The sequence below is a fragment of the Stenotrophomonas sp. STEN083 genome, assembly GCF_056759195.1.
Window position 1 is genome coordinate 5,001 of record NZ_JBRRCU010000006.1, and the last position, 22,511, is coordinate 27,511.

Sequence of the window (22,511 nt, forward strand, 5' to 3'; positions counted from 1 at the left end):
TACGTTATCCCCCACGAAAGAGTAGATTCCGATGCATTCCTCACCCGTCCGCCACTCGCCACCCAGAGAGCAAGCTCTCCTGTGCTGCCGTTCGACTTGCATGTGTTAGGCCTACCGCCAGCGTTCACTCTGAGCCAGGATCAAACTCTTCACTTAAAACTACATGTCCGAAGACAAATACTTTAGCTGCAGAAGTTCAACCACTGGCAACGTTTCGCTTGCATTAAAACAATTGAATCATTGCTTGATTAAACGTCTGCAAGATGGACAGTCATCCATTCCTGCAGGCGTCCTCACAAGATACCTGCGCATACTTTCAAAGAGCTTCGAATCAGGCCTCAGCGCCTTCTTCGTAGGCTGCGACGTTTCCGTCGTAGCGAGCCGCCCATTATATGGTGGCTTTTCTGCTTCGTCAACACCTTTTTGAGAGGCTGCTGACTCGGCGGCTTCAGCGTTGGCCCGAAGGCTTTTCGTCGAAGCGAGCCGCCTATTATGGCAGGCTTTTTGTTTCCGTCAACACCCTGTTTCGAGGCTGGTGACGTCGTTTCTTGGTGTCGGTCACTGCTGTGATCGGCGCCGTGAAGCGAGGAGGTGGATTCTAGACATCTTTGTGAAAATCGCAATCACTTTTTGTTGCAGAGCGGCAAATTGGGGGTTGGAGCCAGAGTTGGCAAAGTGTGGGGGTGCTTTCGGGTGGCACTTTCGCTCTTTTAACTGTTTTCCGGCCTCCTGATGACCGGATATAGGATTTGTCTTCGGCAGGCTTTGCTGGGGCCTGCTGGTCTGCTTGCTGGGCCACAATGCGGGTTGATCCGTTGCACCTCTATATAGATGACCAATCCGGCTCCGCGTTCGTTCTTCCGTGATCTCTCGTTGCCTGCCGTGGTTGCCGGCTTCATTACGGTGCTGGTGGGCTTTGCCAGCTCGGCGGTGATCGTGTTCCAGGCGGCACAGGCCGTTGGTGCCGGGCAGGCCGAGATTGCGTCGTGGATGTGGGCGCTGGGCATCGGCATGGGCGTGACCTGTATTGGTCTGTCGCTGCGCTACCGGATGCCGGTGGTGACGGCCTGGTCTACGCCGGGTGCGGCGATGCTGGTGGTCGGGGCGACCACGCTGCCGCTGTCCGATGCGATCGGTGCGTTTGTGCTGGCCGCGTTGCTGGGCACGGTGGCTGGTTTCTCGGGCGTGTTCGAGAAGGCGATGCGGCGAATTCCGGTGTCGCTGGCCTCGGGCATGTTGGCCGGGGTGCTGCTGCGCTTTGGCCTGGACGTATTTGTTTCGGTGAACACCCAGCCATTGCTTGTGTTGCTGATGTTTGCCACCTATCTGATCGGGCGGCGCTGGTTGCCACGCTATGCGGTGATCGCGACCTTGCTGGTAGGTGTGGCGATCGCCAGCGGCAAGGGGCTGATGCACATGGAACAGGTGCAGCTGCAGATGGCGCTGCCGGTGTTCACCGTGCCGACGCTGTCGTGGGCGGCGTTGTTCGGCATCGCCCTGCCCTTGTTCATCGTCACCATGGCCTCGCAGAACGTGCCGGGCGTGGCGGTGTTGAAGGCCTCGGGTTATGACGCGCCGATCTCACCGGTGATCGGTTGGATCGGGGTGGTCAATACCGCTTTGGCGCCATTCGGTGGCTATGCCTTGAACCTGGCCGCGATCACCGCGGCGATCTGCATGGGCCGGGATGTACATGAGGATCCGGCGCGGCGTTATACGGCAGCAGTAAGTGCTGGCGTGTTCTATATCGTGATCGGCTTGTTCGGTGCGACCGTGGCGGCGGTGTTCGCTGCGTTCCCCAAGGAGTTGATCGCGACCTTGGCCGGTATTGCCCTGCTCGGCACCATCGGCAACAGTCTGGCGGTGGCGTTGAAGGAAGAGGCCGAGCGCGAGCCGGCGTTGGTGACCTTCCTGGTGACGGCGTCTGGGCTGTCGATGGCGGGTATTGGCTCTGCGTTCTGGGGACTGGTGGCCGGCGTGATCACCTTACTGGTGCTGCGGCGCTGATTGTTGGGCAGCCAAGCCCACTGTGACTGTTGAGGGCTGGAGGCTCCGCCCACCCTCTCCCCAACCCCTCTCCCGACGGGAGAGGGGCTTCCACGCTCAAAGCGGTTTGACCTCGAACACCTGCTTGAGTGTGTGGCGGCCACCGGGCGCCAGCTCGATCACGTCGGGACCCGCGTTGGCGGCCTCTACGCAGACGTAGTTGCGCCACGCTGCACCGATGTCGTCCATCTTTGCTGCCCCGGCTTCGCCTGCGTTCCAGACCACGGCGGTGCGGCTGCCGCTGGTGCTGATGTCGATGGACCGTTTGAAACCCGGGTCGCGCAGCACGTAATGGCCACCGGCCTGGGTGTAGAGGCGATCGCTGCGGCCCGGATCACGCGGGTCACGCAGGTTCCAGTCGCCCTTCTGCACATGCGCGTTGCCGTTGTCGAGCTTGTCCAGATAGGTGAGCCCGTCCAGTCCGGTGACATCCACCTTCAAGGCATCGCTGACGTTGAAGTAGTTGTGCAGGGCCTGGGTGAAGCTGGTCGCCTGGCTGCCGGTGTTCTCGGTGATCAGCTCCTGCTCCAGGGTGCGGCCAATGCGCACCACCATCTGCAGGCGCAGGCTCAGGCTCTCCATCACCGGCGGTGCAAGGGTCAACACCACGCTGCCATCGGCTTCGCGACGGGCATCGCGCAGCTCCCAAACGACGGTGCGTACGAAACCATGCGCGGGCACGTCATTGCCCTGCCCCTGCCGCGAGAAATACGGCCAGCACACCGGCGCACCGCCACGAATGGGCGTGGGCGGTTGCTTGGCACTGGGCGAGAGCCACATCACGTCCTGGCCGCCATTGGGCACGAACGACAGCAACTGCCCACCGAACACGCTGATGGCCGCCGTGGAGAACGGGGTTTCCACCTTCCAGGCGGTGAAACCCTTGAAGTCGCCTGTGCTCAGGCCCTGCACATCCCTCATTGAAACGTTGCTCCGTACGATCGGTGATTGGACAAGTTGCTGGTAATTGGGCGGCAGCCGGAACGCGGTGGGCTGCGCCGGCTTGGCGTCGCGCAGCGCCTGCAGGATGCGGGTGCCGGCACGGCCGTCAGCGTTCTTCCAGCCGAGGCGCTGCTGTTCGACCTGGATGGCGCGGCGGGTGGCGGTGCCGACCATGCCATCGGCGCTGCCGATATCGTGCCCGCGCGCGAGCAGCAGGGTCTGCAGTTCGCGACGCTCATCGCGGCCGATGCCGGGGTCATCGGTGGGCCAGGCCGCGCTCAGACCGGTGCCGCCGCGCAGGCGGTCGGCCAGGGTGGCGATGGCCAGGGCGTAGCTTTCGGCGGCGTTGTAGGAATAGATCGCGTCGTAGTTGCGGAACACCAGCAAGGCCGGGCCCTTGGTGCCGGCCGGCAACAGCAGGGCGGCGTTGCTGTCGTCGGCGATCGCCGACACCTGCAACGGCTTGCCGTCAGCCAGGGTGATGCCCAGCGCGCGCCAGCCCGCCAGCGGCTTGCGCTTGGTGCGGCCGGCGAGTGCGGCATTGAAATTGGCCGGAATGCGAACTTCCACGCCCCATGGCTGGCCGCTGCGCCAGCCGGACTGCTTGAGGTAATTGGCGGTGGAGGCCAGCGCGTCCGGGATGCTGGCCACCAGGTCACGGCGGCCATCGCCGTCGCCATCCACGGCAATGCGGGCATACGTCGACGGCATGAACTGGGTGTGGCCGAAGGCGCCGGCCCAGGAGCCGGTCAGGCCCGTCGGGTTCAAGTCGCCCTTATCAATCAGCTTGAGCAGGGCCAACAGTTCGCCCTTGAAGAAGGGTTGGCGGCGGCCGTTGCAGGACAGGGTGGCCAGCGACTGCAGCAGCGGGCGCTTGCCGAACACCCGGCCGTAATCGCTCTCCACGCCCCAGACCGCGACGATGGTGGCCGGATCAACACCGTACTGGGCACTGACCTGATCCAGCAGCGCGCGGTGCTGGGTGAGCAGCGCGCGGCCATCGGCTATACGGCGGCTGTCGACCAGCGCGGCCAGGTAGTCCCAGATCGGGGTGGTGAACTCCGGCTGCGCGTCGAGCAGCGGCAGCACGCTCAGGTCTGGAGTGATGTTGCTGAAAACCTGATCAAACTTTTCGCCGCTGATGCCTTGGGCAACGGCGGTGGTCTTGAGTGAGGCGCCACAGCTGCCGAAGTCGGTGATCGCGGCCTGGGCAGAGAGGGCCAGCGTGAGCGCTGCCATCGTGGTGCCTGCACGCAGCAGGTTGATCGGGTTCATCCATACGCTCCTTGCACTGGAGCCTGATGATAAGCGGTGCGGTTGCGTTTGGTTGTGGGAGCGGCGTGAGCCGCGAGGCTGAAGTTGTCTGGGGAGGCGAAAGCCAAAAGCCAAGAGCATCCCTCCCCCACCCTCCCCTGCGCGTGGCGCAAGGGAGGGAGCGAAAGCGTAGTGCCGAGCCATGCTCGGCAGAGGCGTCACCGGTGGAGCTCCAGCCGAGCATGGCCCGGCTCTACCTGGGGAACGCTGCCGCTGCCTCGCCCCCGCCGCGGTGCGCGGGGAGCCGCGTGCTTCAGCCCGCAGCATCCAGGTAATACCAGCGTCCGTCGATGCGCTGGAAGCGACTGTGCTCGAGCATCTTTACCGCGCTGCCACCGCCTACGCGGTAGCGGGCGGTGAACACGACTTCGGCGGTGTCTTCGCCAGTGACTGCATGCCGCTGCACGCTCAGGCCCAGCCATTGCGTGCGCTGACCGGGCGCGTCTTCCAGCGAGAGCGTGGCCGGGCGAGTGTCCGGATGCCAACTGGCCAGCAGGTAGTCGACGTCCTTGAGCACATAGGCGCTGTAGCGCGAACGCATCAGTGACTCGGCATCCGGCGCGGCCTGGCCGCCATGGTAGCGGCCACAGCAGGCTGCATAGGTCTGTTCGCGGCCGCAGGGACAGGGAGAAGTGGGAGATGTCTGCATCGCTGCATTTTCATCCACAGACGCTGCGGTTCCAAGCGAAGACCCCGCGTGCTGAGCGCATGCCGTCGCATTCTGCGCCGGCGTTGCCATGCTGGTGTTGATTCCACCCGAACTGCCATGGCCACTGCCCTTCACTGTACCCATGGCAGCAACCAGGGTCGGTGTCGCCGTGGTCGGCATGCGGATGTCACTGCGGACAGCACGCCATTGATACGCAAGCGTTTGCTTGCGTTGGTGGCGATATTCATCGCGCGCATGGAAGGGAACAGCTTGCGCGGGGTGTAACCACGCTGTTTTTGGACAGTTATCTGCATATTGTTTTTTTAGCGATCCACATCACATATTTGCGCGACTCCCGCCATTCCCCGGATGGGGCACGCATGAAACACCGCCATGTGATCGCTGCATTTTTCCTGCTTGCAGGTTTGCTGCTGGGTTGTCTTCCGGTGTTGTACGCGCTGCATCAAGCCCGACAACAAGCCATCGGCGACAAGTACAGGGAGCTGGATGATGTGGCGCAAGGGCTTGATCGACGCGTGCGCAACGCACTCGCCATGCTGGCCAGAATGCATGCCGAAATGTCCGTCAGTGGTGAGGCCGCCTGCAAGCCTGCAGGCATCCAGCATCTGCAACGGGTAGCGGCGCGAACCCAGATCTCCATCGCCGCGTTGTATCTGGAAAACCACCGCGTGGTCTGTTCCTCCAGCGATCCGTTGATGCAGCAGTTGGTGCTTGGGCCGGCGTCGCCAAAGCGCGCTGATGGCGTCCGTGTCTATTCCGATGCACGACTGCCCGGCGTGAATGACCGCAGCTATGTGGTACTGGAGAAGGAGGGCTATGCGCTGTTGGTATACCCGGAGGGTGTGATAGCGCCGTTCGTTCGCGCCGACCTGTCGCTGGGCCTGTTCACGCCTCACAGCGGCCTTTACAGCGTCCGCGACGGCGTCATGCTCGATCACTGGGCATCACCGGCCACTGCCACGCAAGCAGCAAGCCATTTTCTGGATACCGACGCCGGCTACCTGGTTGCGCGGCACATCATGCAGACCGGCGACACCGGGGTAATCGTCGCCACGCCAATTGCCAACATCGATGCGCGCATGGCTCGGTTCGGACGTTGGTTCATCCCGGCGGGTATCGTGATCGGCTTGAGCGTGCTGGCGAGCGTGCTGCTGCTCAGCCGGCACCAGCTCTCACCGCGCAACCAGTTGCTGCGTGCACTCAAGAAGGGCCACTTCTTCCTGCTGTATCAGCCACTGATCGATCTGCACGATGGCCGCTGCGTTGGCGCCGAAGCACTGTTGCGTTGGCAGTACGAAGAGGCCACGGTACTGCCGCCTGACCGCTTCATTCCCATCGCTGAAGAATCCGGGCTCATCCAGCAGATCACACGCCAGGTGCTGCACCTGGTGGAAAGGGACATGAGCAGCTTCCTGCGGCGTATGCCGGCCTTCCGTCTTGCGGTGAACCTGGCTGCCAGCGATCTGCAATCGGAGCAGACGCCGCAGCTGCTGGGCCAGATGCTGCAGAACATCGGCCCGGGTTGTGGCCAGTTTGTGGTGGAAGCCACTGAACGTGCGCTGTTGGAAGAGACCAGTGCATTGAGCGTGCTCGACGCTATCCGCGCACTGGGCATAGAACTGGCCATCGATGATTTCGGCACCGGCTATTCCAGTCTGGCCTACCTGGCCACCTATCCGTTCGACATCCTCAAGGTGGACAAAAGTTTCACCTCCACCGCTTGCACCCAGGCTGTGACCAGCCAGGTAGCGGAGCACATTCTCGACCTTGCCCATACCCTGGGCATGCAGACCTTGGCCGAAGGTATTGAAACCGCCGAGCAGGCCGACTTCTTCCGCTGCCGGGGGGTGTTGTATGGCCAAGGCTATCTGTTCGCCCGGCCGATGAGTGCCGAAGCGCTGTTTCAGTTTGTGGCTGACGACACCCGTGCGTATCAACCAGCGCCGCGCGAGCAGCTGCCGCACGCATAGCGCACGCAGTCCGCTTTGGACTAGCGTGTCGCCGGGTATGTTGGCAGGTACCAACTGGCCGGCAGGTAATCGACCTGCTTGAGCACATAGGCGCTGTAACGCGAACACGCCAGCGACTTGGCGCCCGCTGCGGCGGGCTGGCGAGGTAGCGGCCACAGGGAAAGGCGGGAGATGTCTGCATACTTCCATCTTCATCGACGCTCGGTACCGTTCCGAGCGATGCGCTGCTGTACTGAGCGTATGCTGTCGCGCCCTGCGCCGGAGTTGCCATGCTGGAGTTGATCCCACCCGAATTGCCGTGGCTGCTGGTCATCGCCTTCATCGCGGGGCTGGTGGATGCGGCGGTCGGCGGAGGTGGCTTGATCCAGCTGCCGGGTTTGTTCACTGCCCTGCCGCAGCAGACGCCAGCGGCCTTGCTGGGGACCAACAAGTTCAGTTCGGTATTCGGTACCGGCGCCTCGGCGCTGCGCTATGCGCGCGCGGTGCGCTTCCCATGGCGGCCGGTATTGCTGGCGGCCGCCGCGGCGTTTGCGTTCTCCTTCCTCGGTGCCACTGCGGTGACCCTGCTGTCGAAGGAAGCGGTGCGGCCGTTGGTGCTGACCCTGCTGATCGTGATGCTGGGCTATACGCTGGCCAAGAAGGACTTCGGCGCACTGCACCGGCCGCGCGAGGTCGGCCGCCGTGAGCTGCTGATCGCGCTGGCGATGGGCGGGGTGATCGGTTTCTACGACGGCTTCTTCGGGCCGGGCACCGGCAGCTTCCTGATCTTCCTGTTCGTACGGTTCTTCGGGCTGGACTTCCTGCGTGCCTCGGCCGCCTCCAAAGTGGTCAATCTGGCGACCAATGTGGCGGCATTGTCGTTCTTCGTACCCAGCGGCAATGTGTTGCTGGCATTGGCGGCGCCAATGGCGGCCGCCAATGTGCTGGGCGCGGTGACCGGCACCCGGCTTGCCCTGCGCGGCGGCACCCCATTGATTCGCAAGCTTTTTGTGGTGCTGGTGGTGGTGCTGATCGCGCGCATGGCCTGGGATACCTTCCGCCCGGCGTGAAGCCTACCTGCACATAGCTAAATCTTCATCACTGGAAATTCTTGACGTACGTCACATAGTGGCGCAGTAAGAAGCCAACAAGGGGATGGCGCCACCATGAAGAACCGCTACCGAATCGCTGCGCTGCTGCTGCTTGCCGCCGCGATACTTGCCTGTGTGCCGGTGCTGTACTCGCTGCATCAAGCTCGCAAACAGGCTATCCGCGAGAAATACGTGCTGCTTGATGACGTATCGAACAGCATCAGCCGCCAGGTGGCCAGCACCATCGATGTGATCGAGCGCCTGCAGGCGGAAATGCGCAGCAGCGGCGATGCCCCCTGCAGCCCAGCCTGGCTGCTGCGCATGCAGCGCTTCGGCATCAGCTCGCACATCGTCAAGAGCACGCTGTACCTGCAGGACGGCAAGGTCGCCTGCTCCTCTGGCGGCGCGTTGATGCGGCAGATCGTGCTGCCTCTCCATCCCCTGCGTGCAGCTGACGGCGTGCTGGTCTACACCCAGGTGCAGGTGCCCGGCTTGCCCGGTCGCGAGTACGTGATTCTGGAGAAGAACGGCTACGCGCTGCTGGTCTACCCGGACGGACTGATTTCCCCGTTCGTCCGCCCCGACCTTGCACTGGGCCTGTTCAACAGCATGGACGGCCGTTACGCCGCGCAACAAGGCACGCTGCTGCAACGCTGGACCACAACGACGGCCGACAAGGACAACGACGGCCACTTCACGGATGCCGAAGCGGGCTATCTGGTGGTGCGGCGTGTGCTCCGTCCCGGCGGCACCGGGATAGTCGTGGCCACGCCACTGACGGCAATTGATGCGCGCATGGCGCAGTTCGCACACTGGTTCATCCCGCTTGGCATCATTGCCGGGCTGGCCGTGCTGGGCATGGCGCTGGTGATGATTCGCCGCCAATGGTCGACGCGCGCCGAGTTGCTGCGCGCGATCAACAAGGGGCATTTTTTCCTGATGTACCAACCGGTGTTCAGCCTGCAGGACGACACCTGCGTCGGGGCCGAGGCGCTGCTGCGTTGGCAGCACGAAGACGGCACCGTGGTGCCGCCGGACCGTTTCATCCCGTTTGCCGAGGATGCCGGACTGATCCAGCTGGTTACCCGGCGGGTGCTGGAACTGGTGGTCAAGGACCTGAGCGGGTTTTTCCGCCAATACCCGAACTTCCGACTAGGCGTGAATCTGTCACCGCGTGACCTGCAGTCGATGGAGACGCCGCAGCTGCTGGCGGACATGCAACGCGCAATAGGCATTGGCAATGGCCGATTCGTGGTGGAAGCCACCGAGCGTGGCCTGCTGGAGGAAGCCAGCGCGCAGGATGTGGTGGCGGCGATCCACGCGATGGGCATCGAAATCGCCATCGACGACTTCGGCACCGGTTATTCCAGCCTCGCCTATCTGACCACCTATCCGTTCGACATCCTCAAGGTGGACAAGAGTTTCACCTCCACCGCCTGCACCGAAGCGGTAACCAGCCAGGTCGCCATCCACATCATCGAGCTGGCACGCAGCTTGGGCATGCAGACGCTGGTGGAGGGGATCGAGACCCAGCAGCAGGCAGATTTTTTCCGCGACAAGGGCGTGATCTACGGACAGGGGTATTTCTTCGGCCGACCTATGCGGGCAGAGGATCTGAGTGCGTTCGTGCCGTTGCATACGCATCCTGGGCAGCATGCAACGTTGCAGTCAGAAGCGAACAACAAAACTGCCATCACCCCGGATTGATCCCGCGCAATGCGCCGGTAAGGCAAACGCGGGAGCCTACCCACTACGGAATGACCGTAGCTCTGGAAACGCTCCATGCAACAGGATTTTGCCGGCCGCATCGCGCTGGTTACCGGTGCCGCCTCCGGAATTGGCGAGGCGATGGTACGGCAACTGACTGCGCGCGGCGCGCAGGTATTGGCCGCCGATATCGACGGCGACGCTGCCACCGCCGTGGCCATGTCGCTGGGTGAAGGGGTACAGCCCCTGCAGGTGGATGTCAGCGATCCGGATGCAGTGCGACTGATGATCAATGCCTGCAACGAACGCTTCGGTGGCCTGCACCTTGCAGTGAACAATGCCGGCATCAGCGGCGCCAGCCTGCAGACCGCGGACTACCCATTGGAAGAATGGCACCGCGTGCTTGGGGTCAACCTGCACGGCGTGTTCTATTCGATGAAGTACGAAATCCCTGCGATCCTGGCCAGTGGCGGCGGTGCCATCGTCAACATGGCCTCGATCCTGGGCAGCAACGGCTGGGCCGGTGCTGCCGCCTATGTGGCAGCCAAACACGCATTGATCGGCATGACCAAGAGCGCGGCACTGGAATACTCCGCGCGTGGCCTGCGGATCAATGCGGTGGGCCCGGGTTTCATCGATACACCACTGCTGCGGAGCATGGACGACCGCGCCTACGCCGGGCTGGTGGCGCTGCACCCGGCCGGACGGCTGGGCACGGCCGAGGAAGTGGCGGCATTGACCTGCTTCCTGTTGTCGGACAAAGCGTCGTTCATCACCGGGAGCTATCACTTGGTCGACGGTGGCTATTCAGCACGATGACATGATGTAACCGCCGTTTCATTACGCGGATTCAGGTTCGTATTGCGGCGTCGCCGCTTGTCTGCTCCTAACGAATTGCTTACAAATCGGCTACGCCCGTCATGGTGGCGGGCACGTAGTCCGGCAATCACCAGGAGCATTCCGATGACGTTGTTACCGCTACGCCCGCGCCGCCTCAGCTGCGCTGTCCGCTTATCGCTGTTGTGTCTGCTGCCCAGCGCGGCCTTCGCGCAACAGGCTCCAGACAGCACGCCCAAGACCCTGGACAGCATTCAAGTCACGGGTACCCGCATCAAGAAAGCCGAACTGGAAACCCAGGTTCCGGTACAGGTACTCACCCGCGAAGCCATCGAACGTACCGGTTACAGCTCGATTGCCGACGTGGTGCAGCACCTCACCGCCAGCGGCGCATCGCTGAGCACCAAGCTCAACTCCAGCGGTAACTTCGGCTTTCCACCCGATGGCGGCGGCGTCGGCGCCGGTGCGGCGACCGTGGACCTGCGTCATCTTGGGCCCAAGCGCGTACTGGTGTTGGTGGACGGCATCCGCTGGGTCAATGAATCCTCCGGCTCGGGCGTGGGTTCGTCGGTGGACTTGAACACCATTCCGCTGGCAATCGTGGACCGCATCGAGGTGCTGGAAGACGGTGCCTCCTCGATCTACGGTTCCGACGCGATTGCCGGTGTGGTCAACATCATCACCAAGAAGGGTGCCGAAGGCGGCCATGTCGATGTGCAGTACGGCGACTACAACCTCAAGGGCGGCGGCACCAGCAGCATCGACCTGAGTTTTGGTGGCAGCAGCGATCGCGCGCAGTGGATTGTCGGCGCATCGTGGTTCAAGCAGAAAGAGATCAGCTCGTCCGAATACTTGTGGGCGCGCGAACCGGTACCCGGCACCGGCCTTGCCAATGGCAGCTCGGCCACACCCGGAGGCCGCACGGTGTTTGCACCGCCGGATGGCAACAACACCTATGGCGGCCTGTGTCCGCTGGGCAAGGACGGTGCCGGCAATCCAATCCCAGGCTCGGCGACGTGCAACATCACCTTACCCAACGGCGCCAGCTTTGCCGGCGGGACTGCTTTTCCCGGTGACTTCATTCCCTTCAGCACCGCCAACCGGTTCAACTTCGCGCCCTATAACCTGCTGCTGACGCCGAACGAACGCAAGTCGGTGTTCGGCCAGGTGCGCTTTGAATTCACCCCGAATGTCAGCGGCTGGTTGCGCGGCCTCTACAGCGAGCGTGAATCGGCCAACCAGGCCGCACCGGAACCGATCTTCCTCGGCACCGATGCCGGTGTGTACAACGACTGGGCCGAAACCAAACTGGTGATCTCGGCCAACAATCCGTACAACCCGTTCGGCTTCGACCTGACCACGATGGGCGCCAATCCCAACCTGTTCCTGCTCGGCCGACGACCGGTTGAAGGTGGCCCGCGCCGCTACGAGCAGGACGTGAAAACCTGGTACGCCGCAGGTGGGCTGGATGGCGTGTTCGAGGTCAACCAACGCACCTGGAACTGGGACGTCAACGTGATGTCCAGTGAGAGCAAAGCCACCCAGACCAATACCGGCAGCTACAACATCAAGCACATCAACCAGGCGCTGGGTGACCCCGCCGCCTGTGCCGCGATTGCCGGCTGTGTGCCGCTGAATCTGTTTGGCGGCCCCGGCACGATCACCCCCGAGATGCTGGCATGGATCTCGCCGATCGTGCGTGACCGCAGCAAGAACACGCTGTCGCTGGGCTCGGCCAATATCACCGGCGAGTTGTTCGATATCTGGGCCGGGCCGGTGTCCTTCGCCGCCGGTGCCGAATGGCGCCGCTACAAGGGCGAGTACCATCCCGACCCGATCACCATCGCCGGTGAATACAACGGCGTGCCCTCAGGCGTGACCATCGGCAGCTACTCGGTGAAGGAAGCCTATGTCGAGTTTGACGTGCCGTTGGCGCGCGATGGTTTCTGGGGCAAGAGCCTGGACCTGAGCATTGCCGGCCGCTATTCGGACTACTCCACCTTCGGCGGCACCAACACCGGCAAGATCGGCCTGCGCTGGCAACCGGCCGATGAACTGCTGCTGCGCATGTCGTTCGCACAGGGCTTCCGTGCACCGTCGATCGGTGAGTTGTACGGCACGCTGAGCCGCTTCGACGCCACCATCGTCGACCCCTGCAACAACGCCGCTTCCACCACGCCCAAGTGCGTTGCCGATGGCGTGCCGCCGGGCTATGAGCAGGCCAATCCGCAGATCTCGGTGGTGACCTCCGGCAACCGCGACCTGCAACCGGAAGAAAGCCGCTCGTTCATGGCCGGCGCGGTATGGAGCCCGAGCTGGGCCGAAGGCAGCAGCTGGGCCAGCAAACTGGACCTGGGCGTGACCTTCTATCGCCACACCATCGACAAGGCGATCCAGGCACCGGATGCACAGTCGATCATGGACCGCTGCATCGACAGCCGCGATGCCGTTGCCTGTGCCAGCTATACCCGCAACGACCGCGGCCAGATTGTCCGCTTCGAGGACATCCTCGCCAACCTCGGCACCATCAACACCAGCGGCTGGGACTTCAACGCACATTGGTTGCTGCCGGAAACCGGCTGGGGCCAACTCGGTTTCGACTGGAAGGCGACCTGGGTATCCCGCTATGAGCTGGTCAAAGAGTCCGGGCAGCCAGAGCCGAAGGGACCGGGCATTGAAGTCAGTGACAGCTCGATTCCGGAGTGGAGTTCGACCCTGAGCACCAACTGGGACTTCCGCAACTGGAACGTGAACTGGACGATGCGTTACATCGATCGTCTGCGCGAAAGCTGCGCCGGTGCAAAGGGTTTTGCAATCTGCACCGACAGCGTTGCCGACCAGCACTGGCTGGGCGCGACCACCTATCACGACGCCCAGATCAGCTGGCGTACCGATGCATGGATGAAGGGGATGAAGGTCAGCGTTGGCGTCAACAACGTGTTCGACAAGAACCCGCCGATCTGCCTGAGCTGCACGCTCAATGGCTATGACCCGGGAACCTACGACCTGCCCGGCCGCTACACCTACGCCAAGCTCAGCATGGATTTCTGAGTTGGGAAACGACCAAGGGAGCCGCGAGGCTCCCTTGGTTCAATGCCGCTGTTGTAGGAGCGGCATAAGCCGCGAAGCCATTGGGCACGAACGTCAAGCCCACAGGAATTCCTGCTTACCCAACGCGCTTGGTTTGTCGCGGTTGCAGCTTTGTCGACGGCGACAGGCGGTCCTGCTTCGCGGCTTACGCCGCTCCTACAAAAGCAGGATTGCTCAGCGCAGGAACGCGCCAGCGAGCGCCATCAGCAGCAGTACCAGCACCGGCAGCATCGACAAGCCGAAACCCAGGCCGCGGCTGGACGGGTTGCCGACGTAGGCACGCCAGTAAATGAAGCGGCCGACCAGGTACACCGCACCAATACCTGCCACCCATTCGGCTGGCCAGAAGCGTGCGGCGATCAGCATGCTTGGCAGCAGCGCGACCATCAGCTCCAAGGTATTCATCTGCACGCGGTATACGCGCTCGAAGCCTTCGTGGCCGGTAACGGCGGGCGCTTTTACGCCGTAGCGGCCACGCGCGCGGCCGACCTGCACAATGAAGAACAAGTATTGCAGCACAACCAAGGCGGTGATGATTTCCACGTAATGCATGCTGATGTCCGTTGCGCGTGTATTGGGTTATGGGAGGGTAACAAGCGCAGCACTGGCTTTGCTTTGGCTGTGCTCCCTCCCTTTGGCCGAAGGCCAAGGGGAGGGTTGGGGAGGGGTACTTTGGCTTTGGCTTTGGCTTTGGCTCGATGCGCCAGCCAAAGCAACGTCAAAAGCTCCCCCCATCCGCCCTTCGGGCACCTTCCCCCGCAAGCGGGAGAAGAAAAAGCCTGGCGACCCTGACAATAGGGAAAATCTCGCTTCCCGACCGTCAGGCCGGAATATTCTTCTTCGTCGAAGCCTTCTTCGCAGCTTTCTTCACCGAAGGCTTGGCTTCCGCTTCCACTGCAGCTTCAGCAACCGGCGCTTCAAGCTCGGCATCAGCAGCTGCACTGGACGCGGCCGGTGCCTCAGCCGCAACCGGCACATCCACCGCATCTTCCGCACTGGCCTGCGCCATTGCACCGCGCGCGCGCGCCGGCAGCTTCAGGCGATTGCCTTCGTCGTCGTACTCGATCAGCAGTACGCCCGAATCGTGGCGGCCGCTGATCTCGACGAAGCAGGCGCCACCGATGAACGGCTCCAGCGTCATCACCGACTTCAGCGGGGTGGCCACCACCATCTGGAAACCGAAGTTCTCGAAGATGTTCATCGCCAAGGCGGTGAATTCGTTATCGGCCTTGTCGAAGGCTTCGTCCAATACCACCGCGGCGTAGCGTGGCAGCTCGCCGTCCTCACCACCGAGCTGGTAGCGCAACGCGGCCGCAAGACAGGTAGTCGCCAGCTTCTGGCGCTGACCACCGGACTTGCCGGCGCCGCTGCGATAGATTTCGACCTGCTCGCGGGTGTCGGCATCCAACTCGACGCCAATGAACTCCACATGCAGACGCACGTCGAGCACCTGCTCGCGCCAGCGACGCAGCTCCGGTTCCTGCGCGCCGAGACGACGCACCAGCTCGCGCAGCACATTGAACTGCGATTCGGCCAGCGAACGGTCTTCGGTTTGCTGATGGGTCAGCACCGCGCGCAGCTGCAGCTGGAAATCCTGTACTTCCGGCAGACGCCGGTCGTGCACGTCGATGGCCAGCACGGTGCCGCGGTTGAATGCCACCTGCTCCAGCGAGGCGTTGACCTCGTCCATGCGCTGCTTGATCGCCTTGTGCGCTTCGGCGGTATGCCGCTGCAGGGCCAGCAGGTTGTTCTTGCTCTGGGTCTGCAGCAACTCGAAGAAGCGGCCTTCGTGGCGCGGCAGACCGTCACTCTCAAGGCGGGTCAAACGTGCAAGGAAATCGTCGGCACTGGTCAGCGACACGGTGAAGTCGCCGGAGTCTTCCGGCCACTGCTGGGTGTATTTGCGGAAGCAATCGAGCAGATGCTGGGTCAGCTTGGCATCGCGACCCTGGCTGCTGCCGAGCTCCTCGGCCAGCCCGCGTTCGACCACGCGGAAGTGGCTTTCCAGGCTCTCCAGGTTCAAGCCCGGCAGGATGTTCAAACGCTCTTCCAGACCTTCGCGCTGCAGCTCGGTCAGCGGCGCGCTGGCGACGCGCGCCTGGCCGTTGTCACGCAGCTGCTCCAGGCGGGCGCGCTCGCGCGAGAACTGACCACGTTCCAGCCGCACATCTTCATAGGTGCGCTTGCCCTGGTCACGCAAGCCGCGGGTCAATTCGATCTGCTGACCGATGCGCGCCAGTGCCGTGTCACCTTCGCGCAGGTCGACCAGCTGCTCGTCGATATCGCTCAGGCGCTGCAGGCGCGGGCCGACATCGATTTCGTCCCAGTCGCGCTCGATCAACGAGTGCGCAGCCAGCTGCTTTTCCTGCCCGCTTTCGCGCTGCTTGCGCAGCATCGCCACGTCGGCTTCGCTGCGGGCGATGCGCTGCGCGAGTTCCTGGCCTTCGCGCTCGAACACGCGACGCTTGTCGCGGTTGTCGTGGCCGAGCATCCAGCGCTTGCGATCGTTGACCGCATGACGGTCGTCCTTCTCGTAGCGGTCGCCCGGGTGCTTGATCTGGCCTTCGCGGGTCAGTGCACGGTCTTCGCTGCGCAGCTGGCCGGCGCTTTCCACGCAGGTGTAATCAAAGCGGCGCTGCAGTTCGTTATAGACCCAGTCGCCGTACGGATGATCGCGCAGCTGCAGCTTGTGGATCAGCGAACGCTTTTCCGGCTCGCGTGCATGCAGCAGCTCGTTGTCGCGGATGCGGAAGTACACCAGCTTGGTGCCCAGGTGGGTACGGTTGGCCCACTCGGCGACCTGCTGGTGGTTCTTCTCGTCGACCAGCAGCGATTGCGCGAAGCCATGCAACACGCGCTCAATCGCACCGCGCCAGCCAATCTGGTCTTCGCGCACCTGGATCAACTCACCGACGAACGGCAGCGCGGACTCGGACAGGCCGGTGTCATCGCACAGTCGTGCACGCAGCTGCTGCAGCGGTGCCGGGATCGAGCTCGGCGTAGCCTTCAGCGACTCCAGCTCCACCCGCAATGCGGCGAAACGCTTTTCGTCATCGCGGCGCTCGGCCATGCGCTCGGCAATGGCATCGTCCACGGTACCGGCGCCAGACTTGGTGCCGTCGATCAAGGCACGCGCCTGCTCAACCTGCTCGGAGAATCCACTGGCGGTTTCGGCCAGGGCCATGCCGAGCTGGCGGCAGGCGCCTTCCAACTGCTTGCGACGACGGCTGCGCTCTTCGACTTCGCGCTCGACGCGGGTGCGCTCACGTTCGAGTTCGTCGACACGCTCGCCGCCCTGCTCGCGCTGCTGGCGTTCCAGTTCGACCAGCTTCTGTTCGTGGTTGTCCAGCGATTGCCGGCGCTGCCCTTCCTCGCCCATCAGGCCGCGGTCGAGCATTTCCACTTCTTTCAGCCGCTCGTTGACCAGCTCCAGGCGCTTTTCCTCGCGGAAACCGTCAATGCCGATCTGCAGGTCACGCAGCGTCGCCACGCCCTTGCGCAGCGTCATCAAGTCCTGATGGAAATCACGCGCAGGGGTCAGCGTTTCCACCTGGCGGCGCGCGGTGACCACGGCGTGGTGAGCGCCATCGAGTTCAGCGAAGTCATCGACCAGACGGTCGGCTGCTTCGAAGGTACGCGGCTCTTCCAACATGAAGCCACGCAGGAAGCCGTTGAGGTCGCCAAGGTTCTTGGCCGACTGGGTCTTGTGCAGCAGGCGCAGCGCCATGTCATTGCCGATGCCCAGCAGATGACGGAAGCGCTCGGCATAACCGGTGAAGCTGTCGAAGTGGCCGACATCTTCGCCCAAGCGACCGCGCAGCTTGCGCAGGTCCAGGTCGAAGCCTTCCATCTCGGTGGCCAGGTCGAAGCGACGCGGGATCACCATGTAGTGCTTGCGCACGTCATTGGCCGAGGTACCGGCGCCAGCGATCCAGAACAGCCGTACGATCGATACCGCGTCGCCGCGGGCATTGAGGTATTCCAGCGCCAATGCACTCCAGGTGGCGCCCTTGCGCAGGTACTGCGTGGCGATCTCGCCGGACTCGCTGTCCTGCTGGTCGGCCCAGGCGCCGCGCACATACGACACCAGCGAGCGATCGCGGCCGGAGCGTTCTGCCTCGCGCGCGGCGGCGTTGAAGTCGACGATGCTTGGCGGCGTCAGCAGTGCGCTCATGCCATCGAGCAGGGTCGACTTGCCCGAGCCGGAGCGGCCGACGAACAGGAAGCCACGCTCAGCGATCGGTACTTCGGTCAGGCCGGAGAACGTACCCCAGTTGAGCACCTGCAAACGGCGCATGCGGAACTGGTTCGCGCGGGCATCGCTGGCCGGGTCGTTGAACAACGCGGCATTGGGAAGCAGGGTGTGGGACGTGGTTTCCATACGGCTCATCCTTCAGCCGCCACGCAAGGCGCAGCGGTGGTCATTCTGGTCAGCGTGGCGTGGGTGCCAGGCATCATTCGGCGGCAGCGCCGTTGTTGTTGTCTTCATCTTCGGCAACCGCGTCAGCGACGGCATCGCCGTCGCGCAACTGGCGGTAGGCCTCGACCAGCACCTGCACGTCCTCGGCCGAGAACAGCAGCTTCAGTGCCGGTGATACTTCGTAGCGGTCCTCGCTGCCGCGCAGCTTGGACAGCAGCTGGTTCTCACGCATCTTGGCAATGGCAGCGGTGACGCGCTTGCCATAGCCGGCCTGGTCGGTGGAGACGTTCTTCTGGTAGATGCTCATCGCTTCCACCAGCTGGAACTCGGCTACCACCGCGCGTTCGCCGCGGGTATCGGCCTCGGCCAGCTGCTGGCGCAGGAACAACAGCAGCACCGACTCGATGAAGGTCAGCGGTGCAGCACGCAGCAGGTTGGGCGAGTCGAGTTCGGCAGTATCGAACTGGCGGGTGAAGGCGACGCCGCCATCACGGTCCAGCACCAGTTCCAGGAACAGCTCGCACAGCAGGCTGCGTACTTCGTCTTCATTGCGCAGCAGAGCGGCCCATTGCGCCGGCTGGCGCTGGGCGTCGACGCTGGGGCCGGCCAGCAACAGGCACAGCGCGCGGCGTGCATCGACCGGCAGTCGGCCGCTGTCGCCGACGAACAAGGCGCCACCGCTCAACGTAGTGGGTGCCGGCGCGACGGGCGCGCTGGTGGCTTCGCTATCGGTTTCGGTCTCAGACCAGTTCATCGCGTCTTTCCTTGAGGAACCAGATCAGCGGTACGCGGGCGCGTCGCACCACGCCGTCACCGCCAGTCCATTCCACGGTTTCGAGTTGGTCGGTCATCACCTTGCCATGGCGGGTGCCGATGGAGAGATAGCCGATCACGCTACCCAGGCCCTGCCGCGCCGGCCGCTCGCGCAATACCTGCGAGATGCTCAGGCGCGGGCGTGAGCCCAGCAGCATGAAGAGATTGTCTTTCAGCGTGCGCACGTCGATCTCCGACTGCGCGACCAGATCACCAACGCTGTCGAGGGTGATCTCGGCGGCTTCGGCGTAATAGATGGAGGTGTCGACCTGATGCGTGCGCGGGTCGTGCAGGCGCCATTGGCCGATCGAGCGCACACGCGCCGATGACAGCGGCAACACGAAGCCGGTGGGCGCGGTCGGCCGCACTTCATCGCGCAGCTGCAGGGCCTGGCCCTGCGCCTGCTTGAGCAGCTGGTTGAGACGGCGCTGTTCCAGATAACCGCGGCTCTGCACGAAGCCACGCAGGCTGCGGGCGAAATGCTGCATCACCTCGTGCACCTGGCCGCCGCGTTCCAGCAAGGTGCTGGTGAAGTTGCGCAGGAAGTTGCGCTCGTTGCGGTCCAGCTTGCGGGTGAAGCCACGGTTGAGCACGGTGTCCAGCGCGGCGTCGAGTTCACCGCTGCGGCGCGGATCATTGAGCAGGTCCCAGAACGCCTGGAAACTGCGCCCGGCATCGGATTCGCCGATCACATCGACGCCGTTGAACAGGCGGTCGAGCACGTCGCCGCGTGCGCCTTCGTCGTCGATGATGCGTTCGCGGAAGCGGCGGTTGAGCTGTTCGAAGTCATCGCGCACGCGGCGGAAGTCCTCGGCCAGGTCATCGGCCAGGCGGATCACGTCGCGGGTGCGTTCCAGCGCGCGCTTGCCATCCAGCGCGCTGACCTTGCCGGTGGACACCTGGGCGATCTCGGCATCGATGCGATCGCGCTCGGCCTTGAGCGCGGCCAGCCGTGCTTCCGGATCGGCCTCGGTTTGCTGGGCCAGCTGCGAGATCTGCTGCATCACCATCGCCAGCCGGCTTTCGGTGGCCAGGCTGGCGTTGTGCTCGATGCCGGCGATGAAGCGAATCGCCTGCACGGCGTGCCGCGACAGTTCGTATTCCTCTTCGCTCGCGCCTTCAGGCAGGCGCCGTACCAGCCAGCCCTGGGCCAGCCAGTAGGCGATGTAGGCCGGTGCGGTGCGCGGCAGCTCGACCTCAAGCTCCTCGCCATTGAGCGTGTCCAGCTGCTGCTGCAGGCGCTCGGCGAGGATGGAGCCGGGGATGCGACGGTCCGCTTCCAGCAGCAGGCCCTGCAACAGGCCCACCAACACCGGCGCACGGTCGGAGGCCAGCAGTTTCCATAGCGGCTGCTCGCGCAGACGCTGGTAGCCGGCGATACGTTGGCGGTACTTCATCGAGCGCGTGCGATCCCTGGGCTCAGCGTCGGGCGTGGCCGACTTCGATGAAACGCAGGAACTCGGCGCGGGTGCGCGCGTCGTCATGGAAGGTGCCGCGCATGCGCGAGGTGACCATGCTGACGCCACGCTTGTGGATGCCGCGGGTGGTCATGCACTCATGTGCGCCTTCCACCACGATGCCCACGCCCATCGGCTGCAGCACGTCCTGGATGACGTCGGCGATCTGCGCGGTCATCTTCTCCTGCACCTGGAAGCGCCGCGCATAGGCCTCGACCACACGCGCCAGCTTGGAGATGCCGACCACGCGGCCGTTGGGGATGTAGCCGACGTGCACACGGCCGATGATCGGCGCCATGTGGTGCTCGCAGTGGCTTTCGTACTCGATGTCGCGCAGCACGATCATTTCGTCGTAGCCGGCCACTTCCTCGAAGGTACGGGCCAGGTACTCGCGCGGGTCGTCGTTATAGCCCTTGAACCAGTCGCCATAGGCCTCGGCTACCCGCCGCGGGGTGTCGAGCAGGCCTTCGCGGGAGGGATCTTCACCGGCCCAGCGCAGCAGGGTGCGCACGGCGTCTTCGGCCTGGGCTTGGGTGACGGACGGGTTCTTGGGATCGGCCATTACAGAACTGCGCTTGGATTACGGGGTGGACATGCTACCAGCCGGGGCTGTGGAGGAGCATTTACGGCGCCTTGACCGGCTCCGGCGAGCCGGACACGGAGAATCTATTTCATTGTTTTACATGGGATTTTTGAAAGCCGGCCGATCCGCCGGTTCAATCTGCCGGCCCTGCGGCCCGCTTGGCCGTGGCGGTATCGCGCTCCAGCGCCTGCAACAGGCTGGGCGCACGCGCGTTGGCGATATCGGCGATGCGCCAGCTGCCGCCGTGGCGCTGCAGGGTCAACTGCAGTTGCAAGGGGTGCTGGGGGTCGTCGAGCTGGGTGCTGGCGCGCAGTTGGCCGCCGGCCAGTGGCTGGATGTCGAAGCTGAGCTGGCGCAGGTCCTGCGCGGTGTCCTGACAGTCACAAAGCGGATCGCCGTCCAGATAGCCGACTTCGCCGGCGTACGCGTCGCTATTGGCCTGCATCGCGGCAATCAGACCCGGCGTGTAGACCTCTTCGTCGGGGAGGATGGCGTCCAGCCCGGCATCCGGGTGGTAGCCGGCGTAGATGTGGCTGAGGAAGCTGCGGGCGTTGCTGATGTCCTGGGCATTGGTACCGGCCGTGGCCGGGGTTGCTGCGGGTATGGCAGTGGCAGGTGCGTCCTTGTTGCAGCCGGTCAGGGCCAGGAGCAGCAGCGTCGTGGTTGCCAAGGTTTTCATATGCGTCCTTGCGGTGTTCCGTGGCCGGGTTTCTGGTGCTGAAAGCGACAACGCATCAGTCATCAAGAGTATCTGGCTTCTTCAGCGCCTTTTTCTCATCAGCAACCAGGCGGCGTTCCACTTTCTTAACGTCTTCAGCGGGAGGAATATCTTCCGGAGCGATTCCGCGAGCCAGCAGTGTCTGACGTACCGCTTTGTTGTTGGTCACATGCTCGGTCGATATCTCGAGCTCGCTGACCATCTGCTTGCCTTTCGCGTTGTGGATGGTGATCTCCGTGGCAAAGTCCTTCGCCTTCAGCAACAACGTCGGAGCGAAGTCAGCAAGCGGCCTGTTCGCCGGAACACTCCAGCGAACCTTCATCTCCTGCGTGTTCCTGCCAAAAAAAGCGGTGTCGCCCTTGCTGCGGATCAACGCGAAATCCTGGTTGCCGCCTGTCTGTTGAAAGATCACGCTGGAGAGTTCTTTTTCCGTCTCACTCAACTTGCGCCGGGCTTCAACACGCTCATTTTCCAGCAAACGCTGCTCGATGAGCTCCGCGCGGCGGGTCTGCATTGCGAAGTAAGTCTGGGCGAAGGCAATCTGTTGCTTTCGTGAATCTCCGTTCTGGGCAACCAGGTAGCAGGCGTAGCGGGTCAACATCATGTCCTCGACATCCCGCTGGCTTCCGGAGCCCAGATCAACCATTTTGTTGACGTCAACAAAATGGTCTTCGATGGCATGCCCGGAGACCTCGCATGCCGTCTTCGCCTTGGATATGACCGTGCTCGAAAAGTTGCGCCATTCGGCGTAACCCAGCAGATGCTGGAGATCTCTGGCCAACCAGAATTCCACACCACCGTCCGTCCGTTCCGCATGTGCTTCAAAGTCACGCGTGAGCGCCTGCACAAAATCCGTTTTCACTACCGGCCTCCT

General features: G+C 63.4%; 15 protein-coding genes and 1 rRNA gene (1 of these 16 only partly in view). 6 read left to right on the forward strand and 10 right to left on the reverse strand.

Translation table 11 applies throughout. From position 1 onward, the window contains the following. Window positions 1–156 (reverse strand): 16S ribosomal RNA (locus ACVOK8_RS03295) (it extends 1,389 nt beyond the left edge of the window). Between the two features lie 675 nt (window positions 157–831). Between ACVOK8_RS03295 and ACVOK8_RS03300 the strand changes: the two genes are divergently transcribed. Continuing rightward, window positions 832–2,007, forward strand: coding sequence for a benzoate/H(+) symporter BenE family transporter (locus ACVOK8_RS03300; RefSeq protein ID WP_481565560.1), 1,176 nt, complete (start codon window positions 832–834; stop codon window positions 2,005–2,007). A gap of 96 nt (window positions 2,008–2,103) precedes the next feature. Here the strand turns inward: ACVOK8_RS03300 and ACVOK8_RS03305 are convergent, their stop codons facing one another. Then, window positions 2,104–4,263: a lytic murein transglycosylase gene (locus ACVOK8_RS03305; RefSeq protein ID WP_481565561.1), complete on the reverse strand. Its 2,160-nt coding sequence runs from the start codon at window positions 4,261–4,263 to the stop codon at window positions 2,104–2,106. 292 nt (window positions 4,264–4,555) lie between these two features. Then, window positions 4,556–4,951 carry a YchJ family metal-binding protein gene (locus ACVOK8_RS03310; RefSeq protein WP_481565562.1) on the reverse strand — a complete coding sequence of 132 codons (396 nt, stop codon included), beginning with the start codon at window positions 4,949–4,951 and terminating at the stop codon, window positions 4,556–4,558. Window positions 4,952–5,331: 380 nt separating this feature from the next. On the opposite strand from ACVOK8_RS03310, the gene ACVOK8_RS03315 reads away from it, so the two are divergent. The 5 genes from ACVOK8_RS03315 to ACVOK8_RS03335 all read left to right on the forward strand — a co-directional run bounded on the left by ACVOK8_RS03315 (window position 5,332) and on the right by ACVOK8_RS03335 (window position 13,607). Further along, on the forward strand, window positions 5,332–6,942 hold the full coding sequence (locus ACVOK8_RS03315) for an EAL domain-containing protein (protein ID WP_481565563.1): 1,611 nt from the start codon (window positions 5,332–5,334) through the stop codon (window positions 6,940–6,942). Window positions 6,943–7,211: 269 nt separating this feature from the next. Then, window positions 7,212–7,991, forward strand: a complete 780-nt coding sequence (locus tag ACVOK8_RS03320; protein ID WP_481565564.1) for a sulfite exporter TauE/SafE family protein — start codon at window positions 7,212–7,214, stop codon at window positions 7,989–7,991. A gap of 96 nt (window positions 7,992–8,087) precedes the next feature. Beyond that, window positions 8,088–9,719: an EAL domain-containing protein gene (locus ACVOK8_RS03325; protein ID WP_481565565.1), complete on the forward strand. Its 1,632-nt coding sequence runs from the start codon at window positions 8,088–8,090 to the stop codon at window positions 9,717–9,719. 75 nt (window positions 9,720–9,794) lie between these two features. After that, on the forward strand, window positions 9,795–10,538 hold the full coding sequence (locus tag ACVOK8_RS03330; RefSeq protein ID WP_481565566.1) for an SDR family NAD(P)-dependent oxidoreductase: 744 nt from the start codon (window positions 9,795–9,797) through the stop codon (window positions 10,536–10,538). A gap of 144 nt (window positions 10,539–10,682) precedes the next feature. Further along, the gene (locus tag ACVOK8_RS03335) at window positions 10,683–13,607 is read left to right on the forward strand and encodes a TonB-dependent receptor (RefSeq protein ID WP_481565567.1); all 2,925 of its coding nucleotides are present in this window, start codon (window positions 10,683–10,685) and stop codon (window positions 13,605–13,607) included. A 213-nt stretch (window positions 13,608–13,820) separates the two neighbouring features. On the opposite strand, the gene ACVOK8_RS03340 is transcribed toward ACVOK8_RS03335, so the two are convergent. The 7 genes from ACVOK8_RS03340 to dinD all read right to left on the reverse strand — a co-directional run bounded on the left by ACVOK8_RS03340 (window position 13,821) and on the right by dinD (window position 22,499). Then, window positions 13,821–14,198 (reverse strand): MAPEG family protein, encoded by a 378-nt coding sequence (locus tag ACVOK8_RS03340; RefSeq protein ID WP_481565568.1) that lies wholly within the window; start codon window positions 14,196–14,198, stop codon window positions 13,821–13,823. A 268-nt stretch (window positions 14,199–14,466) separates the two neighbouring features. After that, window positions 14,467–18,027, reverse strand: a complete 3,561-nt coding sequence (locus ACVOK8_RS03345) for an ATP-binding protein (RefSeq protein WP_481565569.1) — start codon at window positions 18,025–18,027, stop codon at window positions 14,467–14,469. A 73-nt stretch (window positions 18,028–18,100) separates the two neighbouring features. Beyond that, on the reverse strand, window positions 18,101–18,820 hold the full coding sequence (locus tag ACVOK8_RS03350; RefSeq protein ID WP_481565570.1) for a DUF4194 domain-containing protein: 720 nt from the start codon (window positions 18,818–18,820) through the stop codon (window positions 18,101–18,103). Then, on the reverse strand, window positions 18,807–20,276 hold the full coding sequence (locus ACVOK8_RS03355) for a DUF3375 domain-containing protein (RefSeq protein ID WP_481509075.1): 1,470 nt from the start codon (window positions 20,274–20,276) through the stop codon (window positions 18,807–18,809). The genes ACVOK8_RS03350 and ACVOK8_RS03355 overlap by 14 nt, the downstream gene beginning before the upstream one ends. A 22-nt stretch (window positions 20,277–20,298) precedes the next feature. Next, complete coding sequence (folE, locus tag ACVOK8_RS03360) at window positions 20,299–20,898, reverse strand: GTP cyclohydrolase I FolE (RefSeq protein WP_303748099.1); 600 nt, start codon at window positions 20,896–20,898, stop codon at window positions 20,299–20,301. Window positions 20,899–21,052: 154 nt separating this feature from the next. Further along, window positions 21,053–21,598, reverse strand: coding sequence for a DUF3828 domain-containing protein (locus ACVOK8_RS03365; protein WP_481565571.1), 546 nt, complete (start codon window positions 21,596–21,598; stop codon window positions 21,053–21,055). A gap of 55 nt (window positions 21,599–21,653) precedes the next feature. Further along, a complete protein-coding gene (dinD, locus tag ACVOK8_RS03370; RefSeq protein ID WP_481565572.1) occupies window positions 21,654–22,499 on the reverse strand; it encodes a DNA damage-inducible protein D in 846 nt (281 codons plus the stop codon). Between the last annotated feature and the right edge of the window lie 12 nt (window positions 22,500–22,511).